The organism is Leisingera sp. M658, assembly GCF_025144145.1.
In the GTDB taxonomy this organism is placed as follows: Bacteria; Pseudomonadota; Alphaproteobacteria; order Rhodobacterales; family Rhodobacteraceae; genus Leisingera.
In genome coordinates this window covers 4,227,247-4,245,161 of the sequence record NZ_CP083546.1, presented here as the reverse complement: position 1 = coordinate 4,245,161, position 17,915 = coordinate 4,227,247, and the positions used below count along the sequence as shown (strand labels likewise).

Annotated in this window: 19 protein-coding genes and 1 pseudogene; 13 read left to right on the top strand and 7 right to left on the bottom strand. The window is 60.3% G+C overall.

The genetic code is table 11. The annotated features are described in order from the left end of the window. The first annotated feature begins 75 nt into the window (after window positions 1-75). From fliF to fliP, 4 genes are read left to right on the top strand one after another with little or no spacing between them, the layout of a single operon-like run. The gene (gene fliF / locus K3724_RS20705; protein WP_259988805.1) at window positions 76-1,749 is read left to right on the top strand and encodes a flagellar basal-body MS-ring/collar protein FliF; all 1,674 of its coding nucleotides are present in this window, start codon (window positions 76-78) and stop codon (window positions 1,747-1,749) included. After that, entirely contained in the window at window positions 1,749-2,348 is a 600-nt protein-coding gene (locus K3724_RS20700) for an ABC transporter ATP-binding protein (RefSeq protein WP_237456773.1), read from the top strand. Before fliF ends, K3724_RS20700 begins: the two co-directional genes overlap by 1 nt. Next, complete coding sequence (locus tag K3724_RS20695) at window positions 2,341-2,637, top strand: FliM/FliN family flagellar motor C-terminal domain-containing protein (protein ID WP_027257075.1); 297 nt, start codon at window positions 2,341-2,343, stop codon at window positions 2,635-2,637. Before K3724_RS20700 ends, K3724_RS20695 begins: the two co-directional genes overlap by 8 nt. Further along, window positions 2,634-3,377: a flagellar type III secretion system pore protein FliP gene (fliP, locus tag K3724_RS20690; protein WP_259988800.1), complete on the top strand. Its 744-nt coding sequence runs from the start codon at window positions 2,634-2,636 to the stop codon at window positions 3,375-3,377. The genes K3724_RS20695 and fliP overlap by 4 nt, the downstream gene beginning before the upstream one ends. Window positions 3,378-3,480: 103 nt before the next feature. Here the strand turns inward: fliP and K3724_RS20685 are convergent. Together K3724_RS20685 and K3724_RS20680 are read right to left on the bottom strand one after the other, a co-directional pair. Continuing rightward, a pseudogene (locus tag K3724_RS20685) lies at window positions 3,481-4,346 on the bottom strand (IS3 family transposase); the annotation flags it as partial. A gap of 216 nt (window positions 4,347-4,562) precedes the next feature. Then, window positions 4,563-5,399, bottom strand: a complete 837-nt coding sequence (locus tag K3724_RS20680) for a LysR family transcriptional regulator (RefSeq protein WP_259988798.1) — start codon at window positions 5,397-5,399, stop codon at window positions 4,563-4,565. Window positions 5,400-5,490: 91 nt separating this feature from the next. On the opposite strand from K3724_RS20680, the gene K3724_RS20675 reads away from it, so the two are divergent. After that, complete coding sequence (locus K3724_RS20675) at window positions 5,491-6,396, top strand: MBL fold metallo-hydrolase (RefSeq protein WP_259988796.1); 906 nt, start codon at window positions 5,491-5,493, stop codon at window positions 6,394-6,396. Window positions 6,397-6,764: 368 nt separating this feature from the next. Further along, complete coding sequence (locus tag K3724_RS20670; protein ID WP_259988794.1) at window positions 6,765-7,700, top strand: DMT family transporter; 936 nt, start codon at window positions 6,765-6,767, stop codon at window positions 7,698-7,700. Window positions 7,701-7,706: 6 nt separating this feature from the next. On the opposite strand, the gene K3724_RS20665 is transcribed toward K3724_RS20670, so the two are convergent. Both K3724_RS20665 and K3724_RS20660 read right to left on the bottom strand, forming a co-directional pair. After that, window positions 7,707-7,961: a DUF6552 family protein gene (locus K3724_RS20665; protein ID WP_259988792.1), complete on the bottom strand. Its 255-nt coding sequence runs from the start codon at window positions 7,959-7,961 to the stop codon at window positions 7,707-7,709. Next, window positions 7,951-8,649, bottom strand: a complete 699-nt coding sequence (locus tag K3724_RS20660; protein ID WP_259988791.1) for an SDR family oxidoreductase — start codon at window positions 8,647-8,649, stop codon at window positions 7,951-7,953. Before K3724_RS20660 ends, K3724_RS20665 begins: the two co-directional genes overlap by 11 nt. Window positions 8,650-8,751: 102 nt before the next feature. Here K3724_RS20660 and K3724_RS20655 point away from each other — a divergent pair, with 102 nt between their 5' ends. After that, window positions 8,752-9,588, top strand: coding sequence for a LysR substrate-binding domain-containing protein (locus tag K3724_RS20655; protein ID WP_259988789.1), 837 nt, complete (start codon window positions 8,752-8,754; stop codon window positions 9,586-9,588). A gap of 3 nt (window positions 9,589-9,591) precedes the next feature. Here the strand turns inward: K3724_RS20655 and K3724_RS20650 are convergent, their stop codons facing one another. The 3 genes from K3724_RS20650 to K3724_RS20640 form a co-directional block, all read right to left on the bottom strand. Beyond that, entirely contained in the window at window positions 9,592-9,963 is a 372-nt protein-coding gene (locus K3724_RS20650) for a hypothetical protein (RefSeq protein ID WP_259988787.1), read from the bottom strand. Window positions 9,964-10,106: 143 nt separating this feature from the next. Further along, window positions 10,107-11,066 carry an AraC family transcriptional regulator gene (locus K3724_RS20645; RefSeq protein ID WP_259988786.1) on the bottom strand — a complete coding sequence of 320 codons (960 nt, stop codon included), beginning with the start codon at window positions 11,064-11,066 and terminating at the stop codon, window positions 10,107-10,109. 468 nt (window positions 11,067-11,534) lie between these two features. Further along, window positions 11,535-12,401, bottom strand: a complete 867-nt coding sequence (locus K3724_RS20640) for a branched-chain amino acid aminotransferase (protein WP_259988783.1) — start codon at window positions 12,399-12,401, stop codon at window positions 11,535-11,537. 162 nt (window positions 12,402-12,563) lie between these two features. Here K3724_RS20640 and K3724_RS20635 point away from each other — a divergent pair, with 162 nt between their 5' ends. The 6 genes from K3724_RS20635 (at window position 12,564) to dxs (ending at window position 17,889) form a co-directional block, all read left to right on the top strand. Next, window positions 12,564-13,067: a MarR family winged helix-turn-helix transcriptional regulator gene (locus K3724_RS20635; RefSeq protein WP_129372557.1), complete on the top strand. Its 504-nt coding sequence runs from the start codon at window positions 12,564-12,566 to the stop codon at window positions 13,065-13,067. A 5-nt stretch (window positions 13,068-13,072) separates the two neighbouring features. Next, window positions 13,073-13,774: a response regulator gene (locus tag K3724_RS20630; protein WP_259988780.1), complete on the top strand. Its 702-nt coding sequence runs from the start codon at window positions 13,073-13,075 to the stop codon at window positions 13,772-13,774. Between the two features lie 80 nt (window positions 13,775-13,854). Further along, on the top strand, window positions 13,855-14,781 hold the full coding sequence (locus K3724_RS20625; protein ID WP_259988778.1) for a histone deacetylase family protein: 927 nt from the start codon (window positions 13,855-13,857) through the stop codon (window positions 14,779-14,781). Next, window positions 14,778-15,020 carry an exodeoxyribonuclease VII small subunit gene (locus tag K3724_RS20620; protein ID WP_019297546.1) on the top strand — a complete coding sequence of 81 codons (243 nt, stop codon included), beginning with the start codon at window positions 14,778-14,780 and terminating at the stop codon, window positions 15,018-15,020. The genes K3724_RS20625 and K3724_RS20620 overlap by 4 nt, the downstream gene beginning before the upstream one ends. Before the next feature lie 3 nt (window positions 15,021-15,023). After that, complete coding sequence (locus K3724_RS20615; protein ID WP_259988777.1) at window positions 15,024-15,908, top strand: polyprenyl synthetase family protein; 885 nt, start codon at window positions 15,024-15,026, stop codon at window positions 15,906-15,908. Window positions 15,909-15,960: 52 nt separating this feature from the next. Continuing rightward, window positions 15,961-17,889, top strand: a complete 1,929-nt coding sequence (gene dxs / locus K3724_RS20610; protein WP_259988775.1) for a 1-deoxy-D-xylulose-5-phosphate synthase — start codon at window positions 15,961-15,963, stop codon at window positions 17,887-17,889. Window positions 17,890-17,915 lie beyond the last annotated feature (26 nt).

Here is a 17,915-nt window from a genome sequence, read left to right as displayed (position 1 = left end):
AACTAACCGAATGTTAAGGCCGATCCGTCAAAAGGGTTGCACGCCGGAGAGAACGCCGGTGCGACGGAGGTTAATGTGCAGCAGATCAAGAATGTCTGGGCTGAAATGGACATGCGAAAGCGTCTGATAGCCGTGGGTGCCACGGTAATCATGATTCTCAGTGTGATCGCGATGTCCCATGTGGCAAGCAAGCCAACAATGACACTGCTCTATGCCGGGCTGGAAAGCGGCTCGGCCGGAGATGTGGTGCGGGCGCTTGAACAGCGCGGTGCCCAATATGAAGTGCGTGGCAGCTCAATCTACGTGCCGTCAACGCAGCGTGACGAATTCCGGATGACACTGGCCAGCGAAGGCCTGCCCGCCAATGGTGGCAAAGGGTACGAGCTGCTCGATTCGCTCAGTGGCTTTGGCACCACCTCGCAGATGTTTGACGCCGCTTATTGGCGCGCAAAGGAAGGCGAGCTGGCCCGCACTATTGTTGGCAGCCCGCATGTAAGCCAGGCACGGGTGCATATCGCAAATGCCGGCTCGAACCCCTTTCAACGCACCGTAGAACCCACCGCGTCGGTTTCAGTCGTGCCGATGGGATCCCCAGTAACACCTGCACAAGCCAACGCGATCCGCTTCCTCATTTCGTCTGCGGTGAGCGGCCTCGCCGTTGAAAACGTTGCAGTGATTGATGCCAACGGCGCGTTGATCGGGTCTTCGGATGCCACTGCAGCCGCCGGTGCCGGAACCGATGACCGGTCCCAGACGCTGCGCGAACGTGTCATGCGATTGGTAGAGGCACGCGTCGGCCAGGGAAATGCGGTGGTCGAAGTGAGTGTCGCGACCGTCACCGACACCGAATCAATCCGGGAAAAGCGGGTAGACCCGAAAAGCCGTGTCGCCGTCAGCACTGACGTCGAGGAACGCGCCGACTCCTCTACCAACCAATCCGGAGAGGTCACGGTTGCCTCCAACATTCCCGACGGTGACGCGGCCTCTGGCCAGGGGTCAAAAGCCAATACCAGCGCCACCCGGGAGCGAATCAACTATGAAATTTCGGAAACCGAGAAAGAGATCCTCCGTGGTCCTGGGGCCATCAAACGCCTGACTGTTGCAGTGCTGGTCAATGGCTCTGCAGTGACAAATGACGCAGGTGAAACTGTCTTCCAGCCCCGGCCGGAAGACGAATTGGCCGCCTTGCGGGAGTTGATTTCCGCCGCTGTCGGTTTTGACGCGGACCGCGGGGATGTGATTACGCTCAAGTCCATGGAATTGCCGACAGTGGAACCGCAGGGTTCCGTGGCCACCGCAGGGTTCATGGACAACCTATACTTTGATGCAATGTCGCTGATCCAGCTTGCGGCTCTGGCCCTGGTCAGCCTGATCCTGGGCCTGTTCGTTGTACGCCCGATCCTGTCGAATCAGGCAGCTCCGGTGGCGGCGCTGACTGGTCCGGATGGTGGCGGGCTGCCCGGGCTGCCAGGTGTTGGCGGCGACGGTTTCATGACTGCCTCGGATCTTGGTTCGGGACTCGCACTTGAGGGTGAAATTGAAAACAACGAAACCGGACAGTTCGAGCCATTGGGCGACCTGCCGGCAATGGGTACTGGCGGTGACATGATGGGAGCGGCCGGCTTCCCGGCACTGGGCGGCAGCATGGATGACCCGGTCGACCGTCTGCGCAACTTGATTGGCGAGCGGCAGGAAGAAACCGTCCAGATCCTGCGCGGCTGGCTGGAAGAAAACAAGGAGCAAGCCTAATGACGATTGCACATTTGCTCGAAGACTTCGCAATGAACACCTCGGCAGAGCCTGCCCTGCCCGCAGTTTCCGAGGAACTCATAGAAGAGCAGCGGCTGGCTTCCTTTGAGAACGGCTACAGCGCCGGGTGGGATGATGCCGTAACGGCCAAAGACCAGGAAAGCAGCCGGATTTCGACCGAGCTGGCCAATTCTCTGGAAGATCTCAGCTTCACTTATCACGAAGCCCAAAGTCAGCTGCTCGATTCGCTGGACCCGATGTTCAAGGTGCTGACCAGTGCAGTGCTGCCAGATGCCATGGCTGCCTCTTTCGGGCATCATATCGTCGATCAGCTTGCTGATATGGCCAAAGGCCAGACCGACCAGCCGATGCAGATCGTGGTCGCTCCCGGGGAGGCAGCACCAGTGCGCAGCCTGTTGCCGGACAATTTCTCCGTTCCGGTCACAGTGCAGGAAGACAGTGTGCTGTCTCCAGGCCAAGCCTATCTGCGCATTGGCAGCACCGAATGCGAAATCAATTGCGACGCCCTGCTAGAATCGATCCAGGACTCGATAGAGGCCTTCACCTATCACGCGAAAGAGGACAGCCAGTATGGATGATGCTGCCGACCTGAATATGAAATCCGCTGATGCAAACAATCCCTTTGTTTCGGTTCCCGTAGAAGTGGTTGTCTCGGTCGGCAAAGCCCGGCCGCTGATCCGTGACCTGGTCAGCCTTGGCGAAAATGCGATTCTCACTTTGGATAAACGGGTTGAAGACCCCGTGGATCTTTACGTCGGCGACCGGCTGGTCGCCCGTGGCCAGCTCGAAGAGCTGGAGGGAGATCAGGCTGGCCAGCTGGCCGTGCGCCTGACAGAAATTGCTGATCTTCAAAGCGGTTTGGGATGACACACAAGACTTTTGTGCGGGCGGCCCTGGCTGCAGCAATCCTGCTGGCCATGCCGCACACCGCCCTGGCTCAAGAACTGAGCCTTTCGCTGGCAGACGGCGAATCGATCTCGGCCCGCTCGATCCAGCTGATCCTGCTGATTACTGTGCTCAGCCTGGCTCCGGGCCTGCTGATCATGATCACCTGTTTTCCATTCCTGGTGACAGTCCTATCGATTCTGCGCCAAGGCATCGGGCTGCAGCAAGCACCGCCCAACATGCTGATCATCAGTCTGGCGCTGTTTCTGACCTATTTTGTGATGGAACCCGTCTTTACCGAGGCCTGGACCACTGGCATCAATCCGCTGCTGGAAGAAAGGCTGGAACCGGGCGTGGCCATCACCCGCAGCTTGGAGCCCTTCCGTGCCTTCATGGCGAACCGGCTAGATCCGGACACATTTTATGCGATTGCCGATCTCAGACCGGAAACCCAGGGCATGGATCCCGTGCCCGAAGCTCCGTTATCGGCGCTGGTCCCTAGCTTCCTGCTGTCGGAAATTTCGCGCGCTTTTCAAATCGGGTTTCTCGTCTTCCTGCCTTTCCTGGTCATTGATCTTGTTGTTGCTGCAGTCCTTATGTCCATGGGGATGATGATGGTGCCGCCTGCTATCGTGTCCCTGCCCTTCAAACTGGCATTTTTTGTGGTTGCAGACGGCTGGAGCCTGATCGCCACCGCTCTGGTACGCAGCTATTACCCCTGAACCCTGCCAATGGTCTGGATAAGGTATGGGTTGTGAACTGCCCACGGCAATCAAACGCGATCAACGCAAACTGAAACGTCAGGCCGGTCGTGACAGGAAAATGGTAGCCGCGCGCCTGGGCGTTTTTGTCGAGCTCCCGCGCAACCCGCTGACCGGATAGCGATGTGTCGACCAGGCAGGTCAGGCACTCCCGGCCGAAGTTATCGATGGCGCACAGAACCCGGAAACGGCGCCCGTCTGGCAGACTGTCAGACACGAAGCCCAACGACCATCTTTGGTTCGGGCCTTGCGGGATTGCCCCTTTTGGCAGCATGCTGTGCATGCGCCTGCCGGGCAGTGATGAGCGCACGGGTGCCAATCGCCCGTTTCCGGCCGCCACGCTTGCGCACAGCCAGGCCATCTTCACGTTAGATCCGATAGAGTTTCTTCCAGTTCACCTACCAGCCCTCTCGCCCAAGCAACAGGTGCTGCCGCCGGTAACCGAACCGCCGCCGTTCACCGGACAGTTCCTTCAGCCTCTCTCGCAACTCCGTGTCCGAAGGCCTGGTCGGCCGACGCCTGTAGACGCGCGGATCAATCCCGGCGAGGGCACAGGCCCGCCGCTGGTTGCAGTTCTTCTCTGTCATGGCCCAGTCCACCGCTCTTCACCTTGCACCGGGCTTCAGAAGTTTTTTCCCAGCATCTCCTTGAGCGTGGCCACATCCAGCATGTGCTCAGCCAGAAACTTCTTGAGCTGTGCGTTCTCAGCCTCCAGAGCCGTCAGCCGTTTGACCACTGACACCTCCATGCCGCCATCCTTCGAGCGCAACTTGTAGAACGTGCCATCGCCCCTCTCGGGACATTGCTGCGCACTGCCCTGCCGGGCAGTGGATGCCGTACTTGCGGCACAATTCCCTGGCCCCGATGCCGACTTGGGGTTCCTTCAGGATGCCAATGATCTTGCTCTTCGCTGAATCGGCTTTTCCGCATTGTCTGTCTCCTCGTGTGAAGAACAGGCTAACGTCAAAACGCGGACATTTCTGGAGAGCAGGTCAGTCAACATGACCTAATCCAAACAATTTGCTTTGACGATTTCGAATGTCCAGCAGTTCCTTCGAAATCGTCCTGCACCATTTGGGAGGCGTGGAACGGTTCAAAATTACCTGAATGACAGGGCTTGCGCCAGTTTGAGGGGCGCTCAAAAACTCAGATTTCGTGCGTCGGTGTAGATAATTCCTGAATGAGAATATCTTTGAAGAGCTGAACCCTTTTGGGCTGGTGTTGCTTGTGATGATAAACAAGAAACAGCGGCAGCGGAGCATGCGGCCCGTCTGGTCCGTCCCCTTCTTCCATTTGTTCTGCAGCCAACGCCGCTTCGCACATCGATCGGGGAAGGTACGCTCGAGCTTGGCCGCTTGCAACAAATGCGAGAGAAAGCTGCAAGGAGCGCGTGGAAAGTCCGTTCAGCTTGTCCTTAGCTCCAAGACGTTTTTCTAAGGGCCGCAACACCGGAAGGCTGTCGTCCCCGAGACGCCCTGGCGGGCCGACAAAGATGACTTCCGTGTCGTTCAAATGCCGCGCTATTAGGCCGTCGCCTCCAGGCGCCCCGCCCCGCAACGCCAAATCGACCCCGTCTTCTATGAAGGACGCCGGCCGGTCATCCACGTAGACTTTGATTGAGATGTCTGGATAGGTGGAGCGGAACCTGCCGGTGATCCCAGCAAACTGTGCCATCGGAAAAGCTGCAGGGATTGACACACGTACCTGCCCGGTGGCCTCTTGTGCCGCGCCAACGGCTTGGTGTGCCAGCATAAGTTCGTGCAAAGCTATCTGGCTATGCGTCAAAAATATCTGACCTTCTGCGGTCACGGCGACTGTTCGTGTCGAGCGGTCGAACAGGCGCACACCGAGCTGGGCTTCAAGTGATTTGATTCTTGTAGTCACCGTCGCGGCAGGCAGCCCGAGGCGGCGTCCTGCATCCGCGAAACTGAGGCAGTCAGCTACTTCTACAAAAGTTTCCAGGGTTCGCAGATCCGACACCATTCAGATTATCCGTTTAATGAATTCAATATTTCGTTGGTTATGTGTGGTGAGAAACTGGAATAGGTCAACGGAGAAACACAAGGAGATGACAATGCACAGAAGAGATCTGCTCAAACTTGGCACCGTCGCCACAGCAAGTGCCGCTCTCACGCCACTTTCCTCCGTAGCTGGCATTTCTGCATCTGATATTACCGTCCGCTGGCTTGGAGGCGCGATGCTGGAACTCCGCATCGGCGATATATGTGTTCTCACTGACCCATGCCTGGGTGAGGGGACCGAGGCATTTGAGATGGGGGACCCGAATGAAATGTTCGATCTGTCCACAGGTCCCAACATCAAGATGCACGAACGGCTTACATCATTTCCAGGCATGGCGGTGCGGGAGTACGATGTTGTGCTGCTCAGCCATGCGCACGAGGACCATTTCGACCAGAAAGCGCAGGCATGGCTTGGCGCCAACGGCCCCGTCCTCTGTTCCGCTCAAGATGTGAACGCCCTCACCAAAAAGGGCTTTGCAGCTCAGGCACTGAACCACGGAGAAAACCGCGCCTTCAGACGGGGCGATACAGAGGTTTCGATTACATCTATTCCTGCAGTCCACTCGCTGAACACAGGCATTTCCGGCATTCTCGGGCTTGGCAATGGTTACTGGCTGCAAGCGACAATTCGCGGCAAGACGAGCCATATCTACTGGGCCGGAGACACTTTCATGGCAGAGCCGGTGCAGTCAGCAGTTCAACAGTTTCCGGCGCCTGATCTGTTGATACCTCATATAGGGGCAGTTGGTACAAATGGGACATTGGGCCAGTTGTCGATGACTGGTCATCAGGCTGTCGAATTCGCGGAATTCCTCAAGGCGGGCCTGATTTTGCCTGCTCACCACTCGACATACGCGCTCTATCAGGAACCCGTGTCTAAGATGATAGAAGCGCACGCGATCTCAGGCATTCCATCGGTGCTGAACGTTTTGCGCGAAGGATCAGCGCTAACTCTTTAAGGCTGCCGCCTGAATTGAGTACTGCGCGGAACGAGAGCTCCGGCCCCGGTGCGGCCTTTTAGCAGATCGGACACCTTTTCAACGCTGAATACGACCGGCGGCTTCATGGGCGGGGGAAACTGCATGCACCGCTTCACACTTAGCCGCTACGCGGGCCAACCACCCGCCCATTTCCTCACTACGGCGGTCTGCCTCACGTTCTCGTGCCTTATGGGAAGGCAATTGGAGCGGTATAGGCAGTGACCTGACGGATCAGGTGGTTGGCATCGTGTATCGGCGGCTCCCGTCTAAACTGGCGCCATTTGCGCCTTCTCCTCACCTGAAATCAAACCATTGATCTTTGCGGCGCATGGGCGCAGGTTCACGCCATGGCAAAATCCTTAACATCGCATCGGCCTATGCTGGCGATCCTCCTGAAGGTGACAGCAATTGCCCTGTTCACCGCTCTGTCCGGGATCATCAAGGCGACATCAGAGCATGTGCCAGCAGGGGAAGCGGTGTTTTTCCGGTCGTTTTTTGCAATTCCAGTGATTGTGGTCTGGCTGTCCATGCGCGGAGAATTGCGGCACGGGCTGATCACCCAAAAGCCGATGTTTCACGTGTGGCGCGGCCTTGTTGGAACGTCGGCAATGGGGATGACCTTCATGGGACTGGCACTGTTGCCGCTGCCCGAGGTCACCGCCATCGGCTATGCCACGCCGATCTTCACCCTGATTCTGGCGGCGCTGTTATTGGGAGAGACGATCCGGTTGGTGCGGATTTCCGCAGTGGCGCTCGGTTTGCTGGGCGTGATGATCATGATCTGGCCGCGGCTTGGCGGGGATATGAGCGACGGCGCCATGCTGGGCGTGCTGCTGGTGGTCGGGGCGACGGTGGCCCGCGGCTTTGTGCAGATCCACATCCGCCGCATGGTGCAATCGGAACACACCGCGGCGATCGTGTTCTATTTCTCGCTGACCGCCTCTGCTCTGGCGCTGCTCACCGCGCCGTTCGGCTGGGTCATGCCGGATGCACAAACTGCCGCACTGCTGGTCGGCGCCGGGATAGTTGGCGGGGTGGCGCAAATCCTGGTCACCTCATCTTACCGCTTTGCGCCTGCGTCGATGCTGGCGCCCTATGACTATGCCTCAATGATTTTTGCAATCGTCATTGGCTATGTCTGGTTCGAAGAATGGCCGACGCTGGTGATGCTTGCCGGTGCAGCGCTGGTCATTGCCGGCAATGTTCTGGTGATCTGGCGCGAGCACCGGCTTGGCCTGCAGCGCGGCAAGGCTAAGCCGATGATTGATCCCAAGGGCGGATAATTGGCTCTAACTTGACCAAATACCTGCAATCATCGCGCCAAGCGCTACAGCATGGATCAGCATAATTGCCCTGTCATTCCACAAAACGCCAACCAGGAACCATCCTGTTAGCCCGGCCAGGAACAGATAGATGTTCCAGGGGTGAAGCCCCCAAGCGGTGGCAGAATAGCCAAGGATCTGTACGATGGACGCGGCCCATTTCAATAAAAAGGCCGGATTGACCTCGGTATTTCCGGGCAGGACCTGAGCGTTAGACTGCACGGGTCAATCCCCCGTCGACGCGGATGTTCTGGCCAGTTGTATAAGCGGCATCTTCCGAAGCCAGATAGGCAATCAGCGCAGAAATCTCACGCGAGGTGCCGTAACGGCCCATCGGAATGCGGGCCTTGCGATCCTCGGTTTCGGCCAGGCTGTTGATGAAACCCGGCAGCACATTGTTCATCCGCACGCCTTGGGCGGCGAATTTGTCGGCAAACAGTTTGGTAAAGCTCGCCAGACCGGCCCGGAACACACCGGAGGTCGGGAACAGCGGATCGGGTTCAAACACCGCAAAAGTCGATATGTTGATGATCGATCCCTCGCCCTGTGCCACCATGATGGGTGCCACCAGACGCGCCGGGCGGATCACGTTCATCAGGTAGAATTCCATCCCCAGATGCCAGTCGTCATCGCTGATTTCCATGATGTCGCCCTTAGGGCCGTGGCCCGCTGAATTTACCAGCACATCGATGCGGCCCCAGCGATCCATCGCCTTGTCCACCAGCGCCTGAAGGTCGCTTTGCTCCCGATTAGAGCCTGTATGCCCAATCCCGCCCAGCTCCTTTGCCAAGGCCTCGCCCTTGCCGGATGAAGACAGGATCGCGACCTCATATCCCTGCTCGTGAAGATGGCGGGCAGCGTCTGCGCCCATGCCGCTGCCTGCAGCGGTGAAAAGTGCAACTTTGGTCATTTTAGAACTCCTTTGCTTGGCCCCAAGGATGTCGGTTCAATCGCCGCTTGACCAATCATGTCTCATCGCGCCAGACTGTAGGAAAACTACTGGCTGACCCGGATGCGCCTGCCTAACCTCAATGCCCTGCGGATGTTTGACGCCGCCGCCCGACACCTGAATTTCGGCCGGGCGGCTGAAGAACTGCACTTGACCCAGGGCGCTGTGGCCCAGCAGGTGCGCAGGCTGGAGGCGGACCTGGGCCACAAGCTGTTCCGCCGCCACGCGCGCGGGCTGAACCTGACCGATACCGGGCGCAGCTATCACGCGCCGGTCAGGCAGGCTCTGGAACTGATTCACGATGCCACCGACAAGCTGGCACCGGCGGTGCAGCGTGTGACGCTTTCGGTGCCGCCGTCCTTTGCGTCGAAATGGCTGGTGCCGCGGCTGCCGGAGTTCGAGGCCGCGCATCCGGACATCGAACTGCGGGTGGTGGCGGAGGAAAACCTGACCGATTTCAATCGGGACGGCATCGACATCGCCATCCGCCAGGGCGGCAAACCGCAGGAAAGCGGACTGAATTCCGCCCTCCTTTCGCTGGTGGATCTGGTGGCGGTGGCCAATGAAGATGTGGCTCTAACTAACGATAAACAGCCCGAACTTGCCAGTTTTGCGACACAAACCCTGATCCAGGACGGGCACCGGCACTGGGACCTGCTGCTGCGGCAAGAAGGCCTGGCGGCAACGGGGCGGATTCTGCATTTCAATCAAACCGCGCTGGCGATGGATGCCGCGATGAATGGCCAGGGCATTGCGCTGGTGCCACGGATTTTCCTGGGCACCCAGCCGCTCCGGATCCTGTGGCAAGCCCCACGCCAGGGGGACCAAGGGTTCTATGTGCTTTGGCCCAGCCAAAAGGGCCGGGCCAAAGCAGTTGTCGACTGGCTGCTGCGCCAGTAGATCTCAGGCCGAGGCCGTCTCAGCCCCTTCCGGCGCGCTGAGCGAGATCACTGCCAGAACCGCAGCCCCGTTCAACAGATAGAAGGCTGCGTCCAGCCCGGCAAAACCAAAGAGAAACGGTGCCGCCAGAAAGGTGAGACCGACAATCAGATCAACCGTCAGATGCAACTTGTAGGGCAGCACCCGAATCAAACCCAGGTGGTGGTCGGTCAGCACCGTCAGGACAAAGGCAGCGATGCCAGTTGCCACCGACAGCCACAACGCCAGCGGGTTGCTTTCGCCGAGGCCCAGCAGGAACGGCAGCCCCATCAGGGCAATGGCCACAGGGTAATCGAGATAGGCATGGATGGTACGGGTCACGAAACGCAAAGGCATGGGTCAGATCCTTGTTACTGAGAAAATCCTAGCCGCGTCCTTGGCGGCTCTGACCCCAGGTTGCCTTACACAGATCGAACGGTGAATTTCAGATAATCTCGCATATCTTGCAGATCGTTCAGAGATCCGGCCTTGGATGTCATTCAAGCGGCTGCATGCTGCTGCCGGTAGGCCGCCGGCGAAATCCCCACCTGCTTGCGGAACACACGGGAAAACGCTGCCTCGGAGGCATAGCCGGCAACCTCAGCAGCATCGGCAACACTCAACCCTTGTTCCGTCAACCCCTGGCAGGCGATCTGCATCCGCCAACCGGTCAGATACTGCATCGGTGTCACCTCCATCTTGGCGGTGAACTCCTGGGCAAAGGCGGTGCGCGACATGCCGGCCTCGCGGGCCAGGCCTTCGACGCTCCACTCCTGTGCCGGGGACTGGTGAAACGCAGTCAGCGCCCGCGAAATCCGCGGATCGGCAAAGCCCGCCAGCGCCGAGCCGCTGGGGCTTTGATGCTCCAGATAAGCGCGGATCGCCTGGGCAAACAGCACCTCTGACAGTTTCAGCGCAATCAGGTCGCCGCCTATGCGGGCGCCATGCACCTCGGATCCGATCATCCGCAGGGTCGCCTCAATCCAGGCGCCGGCTTCCTCGCCGTAGTTCTCGATCACAATAAAGGGCGGCAACCGGTCGATCAGCATATGCCCGGTGCCGCGCCGCGCCGGCACACCCGCGAACGAAAAATGGCCGCAGATCAGCTGGGTATCGCGCCCTTCATCAGCACCGCCGTAAACCAGCACCCCGCCACCGTCATAACCGGCGTCCTCCAGCACCCGGTCAAGCGGCAGGGCGTCCAACGGCTGCACTTCGTTGCACAAAAGCATATGGGCCGCACCATGCGGGATCAGCACCAAATCGCCCTGTTTCAACCGCAGAGTTTCGCCGGTGGCGGGCACATGCAGCTTCAACTCTCCGCGTTGCACAAAATGGAACCGTGCCACGTTTTCGAACGGCGGCACTTGGATCCCGAAAGGCGGTGTAAAAGAGGTACGGAAATAGAGCGTCCCTTTGAGGGAAAGCCGGGTGAGGATATCGCTGAGCAGGTCCAACATGCCGCCTATGATAAGCACACGGCATCCGGCGTCCACGGTTCAGGACGAACTGCAAGGAAAATTGAACGGATCGCCAAGCCACAGCACAGGCACGGCCAGCAGGTCCGCCGCCTGCCCAGTGGCCACGGATCAGATGCTAGGTTTCAACAATACCGATTTGATAGTTTAAAAAACATCCGTTCCCGGATCTCCCTCAAGGTGTGGTATTCAGCACTTTGAAACACCTTGTCCACGGCATCCCTGCTAGGGTCGCGGACAATTGTCACCATATCCGGAACCGTTATGCCGCCGTGAAGGCAGTATTTTAACTGTTCATGATCAATCGCGGATTTCCGGCCGGTTCTGACTGCCGCGGGTGCGCATCAATGGGGGCCGCCTCTTCCAGCTGCTGTTTTCAGGTCGGCTCAGCGGCGGCAAAACAAACCCCCGCTCGCAGGCGGGGGTTTTCAGTCCGGAAGTGAGGTACGTTTACGCGCGGACCAGTTTCTCGTAATCCTCGGCAATCTCGCGGGTGAGGGCGCCGACCTCGAATTTATACGGGCCGATCTCGCCGACCGGAGTCACCTCGGCGGCGGTGCCGGTCAGCCAGCACTGTTCGAATTCTTCCATCTCCTCCGGCATGATCCGGCGTTCATGCACGGTGATGCCCTTATCTTTGAGCATGCCGATCACGGTCTGGCGGGTAATGCCGTTAAGGAAGCAATCCGCGAGCGGCGTGTGCACTTCGCCATCTTTCACGAAAAAGATGTTGGCGCCGGTTGCCTCGGCCACATAACCGCGCCAGTCCATGAACAGCGCGTCCGAGCAACCCTGCGCGGTCGCTTTGTGTTTGGAAATGGTGCAGATCATGTAAAGACCTGCCGCCTTGGCATGAACCGGGATGGTTTCGGGCGACGGGCGTTTCCATTCGGCAATCGCCAGCTTGGCGCCCTGCATCTTGGCATCGCCATAGTAGGCGCCCCAGCCCCAGACCGCGATCGCCATCCGCACCGGGTTGGCAGCCGAGGCCACACCCATATCATCGCCGGAACCGCGCCAGACCAGCGCCCGCACATAGGCGTCCTGCAGGCCGGAAGCCTTGAGCGCCTCATCCTTGGCCGCCTCGATCTGATCGACGGTATAGGGCATCGGCATGTCCAGCGCCTCGGCGGAAGCTATCAGGCGCTCGGAATGTTCACGGCTTTTGAAGATCTTGCCGTTGTAGGCGCGCTCCCCTTCAAACACCGAGGAGGCATAATGCATCGCATGGGTCAGGATATGCACCTTTGCATCCCGCCAGTCGACCAGCCCCCCATCCATCCAGATCACACCGTCGCGGTCGTCATAACCTGCCATGCCGCACTCTCCTAAAATTCTGCGGGATTTCCATTTATTGCGCACATTATGTCCGAACGGAACATAATCTTGCGTCAAAGCTGAGATTCGATACATCTTCACCCTTGGAATGTCAACAACACTGACATAAACTGCATTGCAATACAGACGAGGGGGCACCGAATGCCTGAAGGCCGGACAGGGCAGGGATACGGCGGCGAAAGCCTGCTGTTTCTGACGGATGAGCAGCTGCGCCAGGGGATCGAGGCAATGTTTTTTGCCTACCGCGGCTTTACCGCCGATCCGGACCGGATTCTGGCGGAATTGTCCTATGGCCGGGCGCATCACCGGGCGGTCCACTTTATCAACCGCTCACCGGGAACGACGGTGAACAACCTTCTCAGCATTCTGGGCGTGACCAAACAGTCGCTGAACCGGGTGCTGCGCACATTGATCGGCGACGGTTTGGTGATCAGCAAGGTGGGTGAGCTGGATAAGCGCGAGCGGCATCTGTATCTGACCGAACAGGGCGCGGCGCTGGAGGCCACGCTATCAGACGCGCAGCGCGCCCGGATGCGCGCCGCCTACAAAGATGCCGGCCCCGAGGCGGTGCAAGGCTTCAAAAAGGTGCTTGAGGCAATGATGGATGCGGATATGCGCCGTGCCTATGCCAAGTTGCGGGATTAAGGCGTATGAGCATGCATGACGCCCATCTGCTGATCATTGACGACGACGAACGCATCCGCGGGCTGTTGAAGAAATTCCTGATGCGCTCCGGCTTTCTGGTCACCGCAGCGCGCGACGCGGCCCATGCCCGCCGGGTGCTGGCGGGCTTGGATTTCGACCTGATCGTCATGGATGTGATGATGCCCGGCGAGGACGGTATCTCGCTGACAACTTCCTTGCGCGAAACCATGTCCACACCGATCCTGCTGCTGACCGCCAAGGGCGAAACTGAGGACAGGATTGCGGGGCTGGAAGCTGGCGCGGATGACTACCTGCCGAAACCCTTTGAACCCAAAGAGCTGCTGCTGCGTGTCAACGCAATCCTGCGGCGGATGCCGGACACGGTTGCACAGGAAAGTGCGCCCAAAGTGCTGCATCTGGGTGCCATCCGCTATGACATCGAACGCGGTGAAATGTGGCAGGGGGATGAGCTGATCCGCCTCACCGGCACCGAAAGCCAGTTGATGAAGATCTTCTCGGCCCAGCCCGGCGAGCCGGTCTCCCGCACCAAGCTGGTCGAGGATCTGGGCCGCGACCGCGGCCAGGCGCAGGAACGCGCGGTGGACGTGCAGATCACCCGCCTGCGCCGCAAGATCGAGCCGAACCCGAAACAGCCGCAATACCTGCAGACGGTGCGTGGCGCTGGCTATATGCTGGCACCGGACTGAGCTGAGAGACCGGAAGCCGCTGCGCAGCGTTTTCAGGCCTCCGGCGGGGATATTTTTAGCCGGATGAACAGGGGATCTTTATGGCAACCGCGCTGATTACCCACGCAGACTGCTTGTCTCATGTGACGCCGGACGGTCACCCGGAACAAGTTGCCCGTCTTGAGCATATCCTGCACGCGCTGGAACCCTTGGACCTGAAACGCGTAACCGCGCCGATGGCTGCCGAGGACGACATCCTGCGCATTCACCCGGCCGGCTACCTGTCAGACTTGCGCAAGGCCTCTCCGGCAGAGGGCTGGGCTCAGATCGACGGGGATACCTTCCTTTCCCCTGGCTCGCTGGATGCTGCCTTCCGGGCTGCAGGCGCGGTGGTGCGCGGTGTCGATATGGTGCTGGGCGGTGAGGTGCAGAATGCTTTTGCTGCGGTGCGCCCGCCGGGGCATCATGCCGAAACAGATACCGCGATGGGTTTCTGCCTGTTCGGCAACGCAGCACTGGCTGCAAAGCACGCGCTGGATCATCACGGGCTGAAACGCGTCGCGGTGGTGGATTTCGACGTCCATCACGGCAACGGCACACAGGATCTGCTGTGGGACGAGGCGCGTGCGCTGGCGGTCACCAGCCAGCAGATGCCGCTGTGGCCCGGCTCGGGCCGCCCGGAGGAGGACGGTGCGCATGGCAATATCCTCAACATGCCGCTGGCACCGGGTTCGGGCCGCGCTGAAATGCAGGCAGCCTATGAAGGCCAGGCCTTCCCGCGCCTGCGTGCCTTCAAGCCAGAGTTGATCATCATCTCGGCAGGCTTTGACGCCCATCAGGACGATCCGCTTGCCAGCCTGAACTGGGCAACAGAAGATTTCGCCTGGATCACCGCCGAGCTGTGCAAACTGGCAAGTGAGCTGTGCCAGGGCCGTATCGTCTCGACTTTGGAAGGCGGATATGATCTGAACGCGCTGGCCGCCGCAACGCGCGCGCATGTGGAAGAATTGATAAAGGCACCGGCATGACTGAGACCCCCGTAGACCAGATGAGCTTTGAACAGGCAATGCGTGAGCTGGAAGGCGTGGTGGACCAGCTTGAGCGCGGCGACGTGGCGCTGGATGCCTCGATCGCGCTTTACGAACGCGGTGCCGCGCTGAAGAAACGCTGCGAGGATGAGCTGAAACGCGCCGAGGAAAAGGTCGCCGCGATCACTCTGGACGCCAACGGCACCCCCAAGGGCACCCAGCCGCTGGATGCCGGCTAAGCCATGACCGTCGCAGCAGACGCCCGAACGCGCCCCTTTGCAGATGCATTGAAGAACGCACAGGCCAGCATCACCGCACATATGGAAATGCGGCTGGCAGGCAGCGACGAGCTGCACGCCGCGATGCGCTACGCCATCACCGGCGGCAAGATGCTGCGCGGCTTTCTGGTGCTGGAAAGCAGCCGTCTGCACGGCGTCCCGGCTGAAGCTGCCCTTGAGGCAGCGCTCGCTATTGAATGCATCCACGCTTATTCGCTGGTACATGACGACCTGCCATGCATGGACGATGACGGTCTGCGCCGCGGTCAGCCTACTGTGCACAAGAAATGGGATGAGGCGATGGCAGTTCTTGCCGGCGACAGCCTGCAGGCCTTTGCCTTTGAGCTGCTGGCAGATCCCAAGGCTGGCTCCCACGCCCTGACCCTGATCCGCGGCCTGGCGCAGTCCTCTGGCAAAGACGGCATGGTGTCGGGCCAGATGCTGGACATTGCGGCAGAGACCGCCGACGCGCCGCTGACGCTGGAGCAGATCACCAGGCTGCAGAGCCGCAAGACCGGCTGCCTGATCGAATGGTCCGCCACTGCCGGCGCGGTGCTGGCGGGCGAAGACCCTGCGCCGTTGCGGCAATTCGCACGCGCCCTTGGCCTTGCCTTCCAAATCGCCGACGACATCCTGGATGTGGAAGGCGATGCCGCCAAGGTCGGCAAGGCCGTGCGCAAGGATGCCGATGCCGGCAAGGCAACCTTTGTCTCGCTGCTTGGTCTGGCAGAGGCAAAAGCCCGCGCACAGTCCTTGTGCGACGAGGCCTGCACCGCGCTGTCGCCTTATGGTGAGGATGCAGCAACCTTGAAGGAAGCCGCGCGTTTCGTTATTGCGCGCGACAGCTAACCCCGCGCGCCACGCCCCGGCACCCCTGCCCGGCGCAGCCCAAGGAGACACCATGTCCGACCGGCCCAAGACCCCGCTTCTGGACCAGATTACCCGCCCCGCGGATCTGAAGGGGCTGACGGATGCGCAACTGGTGCAAGTGGCGCAGGAACTGCGGCAGGAAACCATTGCTGCGGTTTCCGTCACCGGCGGCCATCTGGGCGCAGGCCTGGGTGTGGTGGAGCTGACCACCGCCCTGCACGCAGTCTTTGACACCCCGCGCGACAAGGTGATCTGGGACGTCTCCCATCAGTGCTACCCGCATAAGATCCTGACCGGGCGCCGCGACCGTATACGCACCCTGCGGATGAAGGACGGCCTCAGCGGTTTCACCAAACGTTCCGAGTCGCCCTATGACCCGTTTGGTGCCGCCCACAGCTCCACCTCGATCAGCGCCGCGCTTGGTTTTGCCGTGGCGCGCGATCTGGGCGGTGTAATCCCCGAGGGCAACGGCGACGCCATCGCGGTGATCGGCGACGGCTCGATGTCGGCCGGCATGGCGTTTGAGGCGATGAACAACGCAGGCCATTTGGGCAAGCGGCTGATCGTCATCCTGAACGACAACGAAATGTCGATCGCCCCGCCGGTCGGCGCGCTGTCCTCCTACCTGTCGCGGCTTTATGCCGGCGAGCCTTTCCAGGAGCTGAAAGCGGCGGCCAAGGGGGCCGTCTCGCTGCTGCCCGAACCCTTCCGCGAAGGTGCCAAACGGGCCAAGGACATGCTCAAGGGCATGGCCGTCGGCGGCACTCTGTTCGAAGCCTTGGGGTTTTCCTACCTCGGTCCCATCGACGGGCATGACATGGACCAGCTGCTGCCGGTACTGCGCACGGTCAAGGCCCGCGCCACCGGCCCGATCCTGATCCATGTGCTGACCAAAAAGGGCAAGGGTTACGCCCCGGCCGAGGCTGCCCGCGACAAGGGCCACGCCACCGCAAAATTCGACATGGTGACGGGGGAGCAGAAAAAGGCGCCCTCCAACGCGCCCTCCTATACTTCGGTGTTCGGCAATGAACTAGTGAAGCTCGCAGCCGCGGACGACAAGATCTGCGCCGTGACCGCGGCGATGCCCGACGGCACCGGTCTGAATCTGATGGCAGAACGCTACCCCTCGCGCACTTTTGATGTGGGCATCGCCGAACAGCACGGCGTGACCTTTGCCGCCGCACTGGCCGCCGGCGGCATGAAGCCGTTCTGCGCGATGTATTCCACCTTCCTGCAGCGCGGCTATGACCAGGTGGTGCATGACGTGGCGATCCAGCGCCTGCCGGTGCGCTTTGCCATCGACCGCGCCGGGCTGGTCGGTGCCGACGGTGCAACCCACGCCGGCTCTTTCGACATCGGCTTCATGGCCAACCTGCCCGGCATGGTGGTGATGGCCGCCGCCGACGAGGCGGAACTGGTGCACATGGTTGCCACCGCAGCAGCCCATGACGACGGCCCCATCGCCTTCCGCTATCCTCGCGGCGAAGGTGAAGGCGTCGAGATGCCGGAGACCCCGGAAGTGCTGGAAATCGGCAAGGGCCGGATGATCCAGGAGGGCAAACGCGTGGCGCTCCTGTCCTTTGGCACCCGCCTGGGAGAGGTCCGCAAAGCCGCCGAGGCACTCTCTGCCAAGGGCATCACCCCGACAATTGCCGACGCCCGCTTTGCCAAGCCGCTGGACCGCAATCTGATCCTGCAGCTGGCCGCGGACCACGAGGCGCTGATCACCATCGAGGAAGGCGCGGTGGGCGGTTTCGGCTCCCATGTCGCACAGCTTCTGGCCGAGGAAGGCGTGTTCGACAGCGGCCTCAAGTACCGCTCGATGGTGCTGCCCGATACGTTCATCGACCAGGCCAGCCCTGCGGATATGTATGAAGTGGCCGCAATGAACGCGCCGCAGATCGAGGCCAAAGTGCTGGAGGTGCTGGGCGTCGCGACAATTGGCGAGAAGCGGGCGTAAACTTATGCGGGACACTACACCATGTG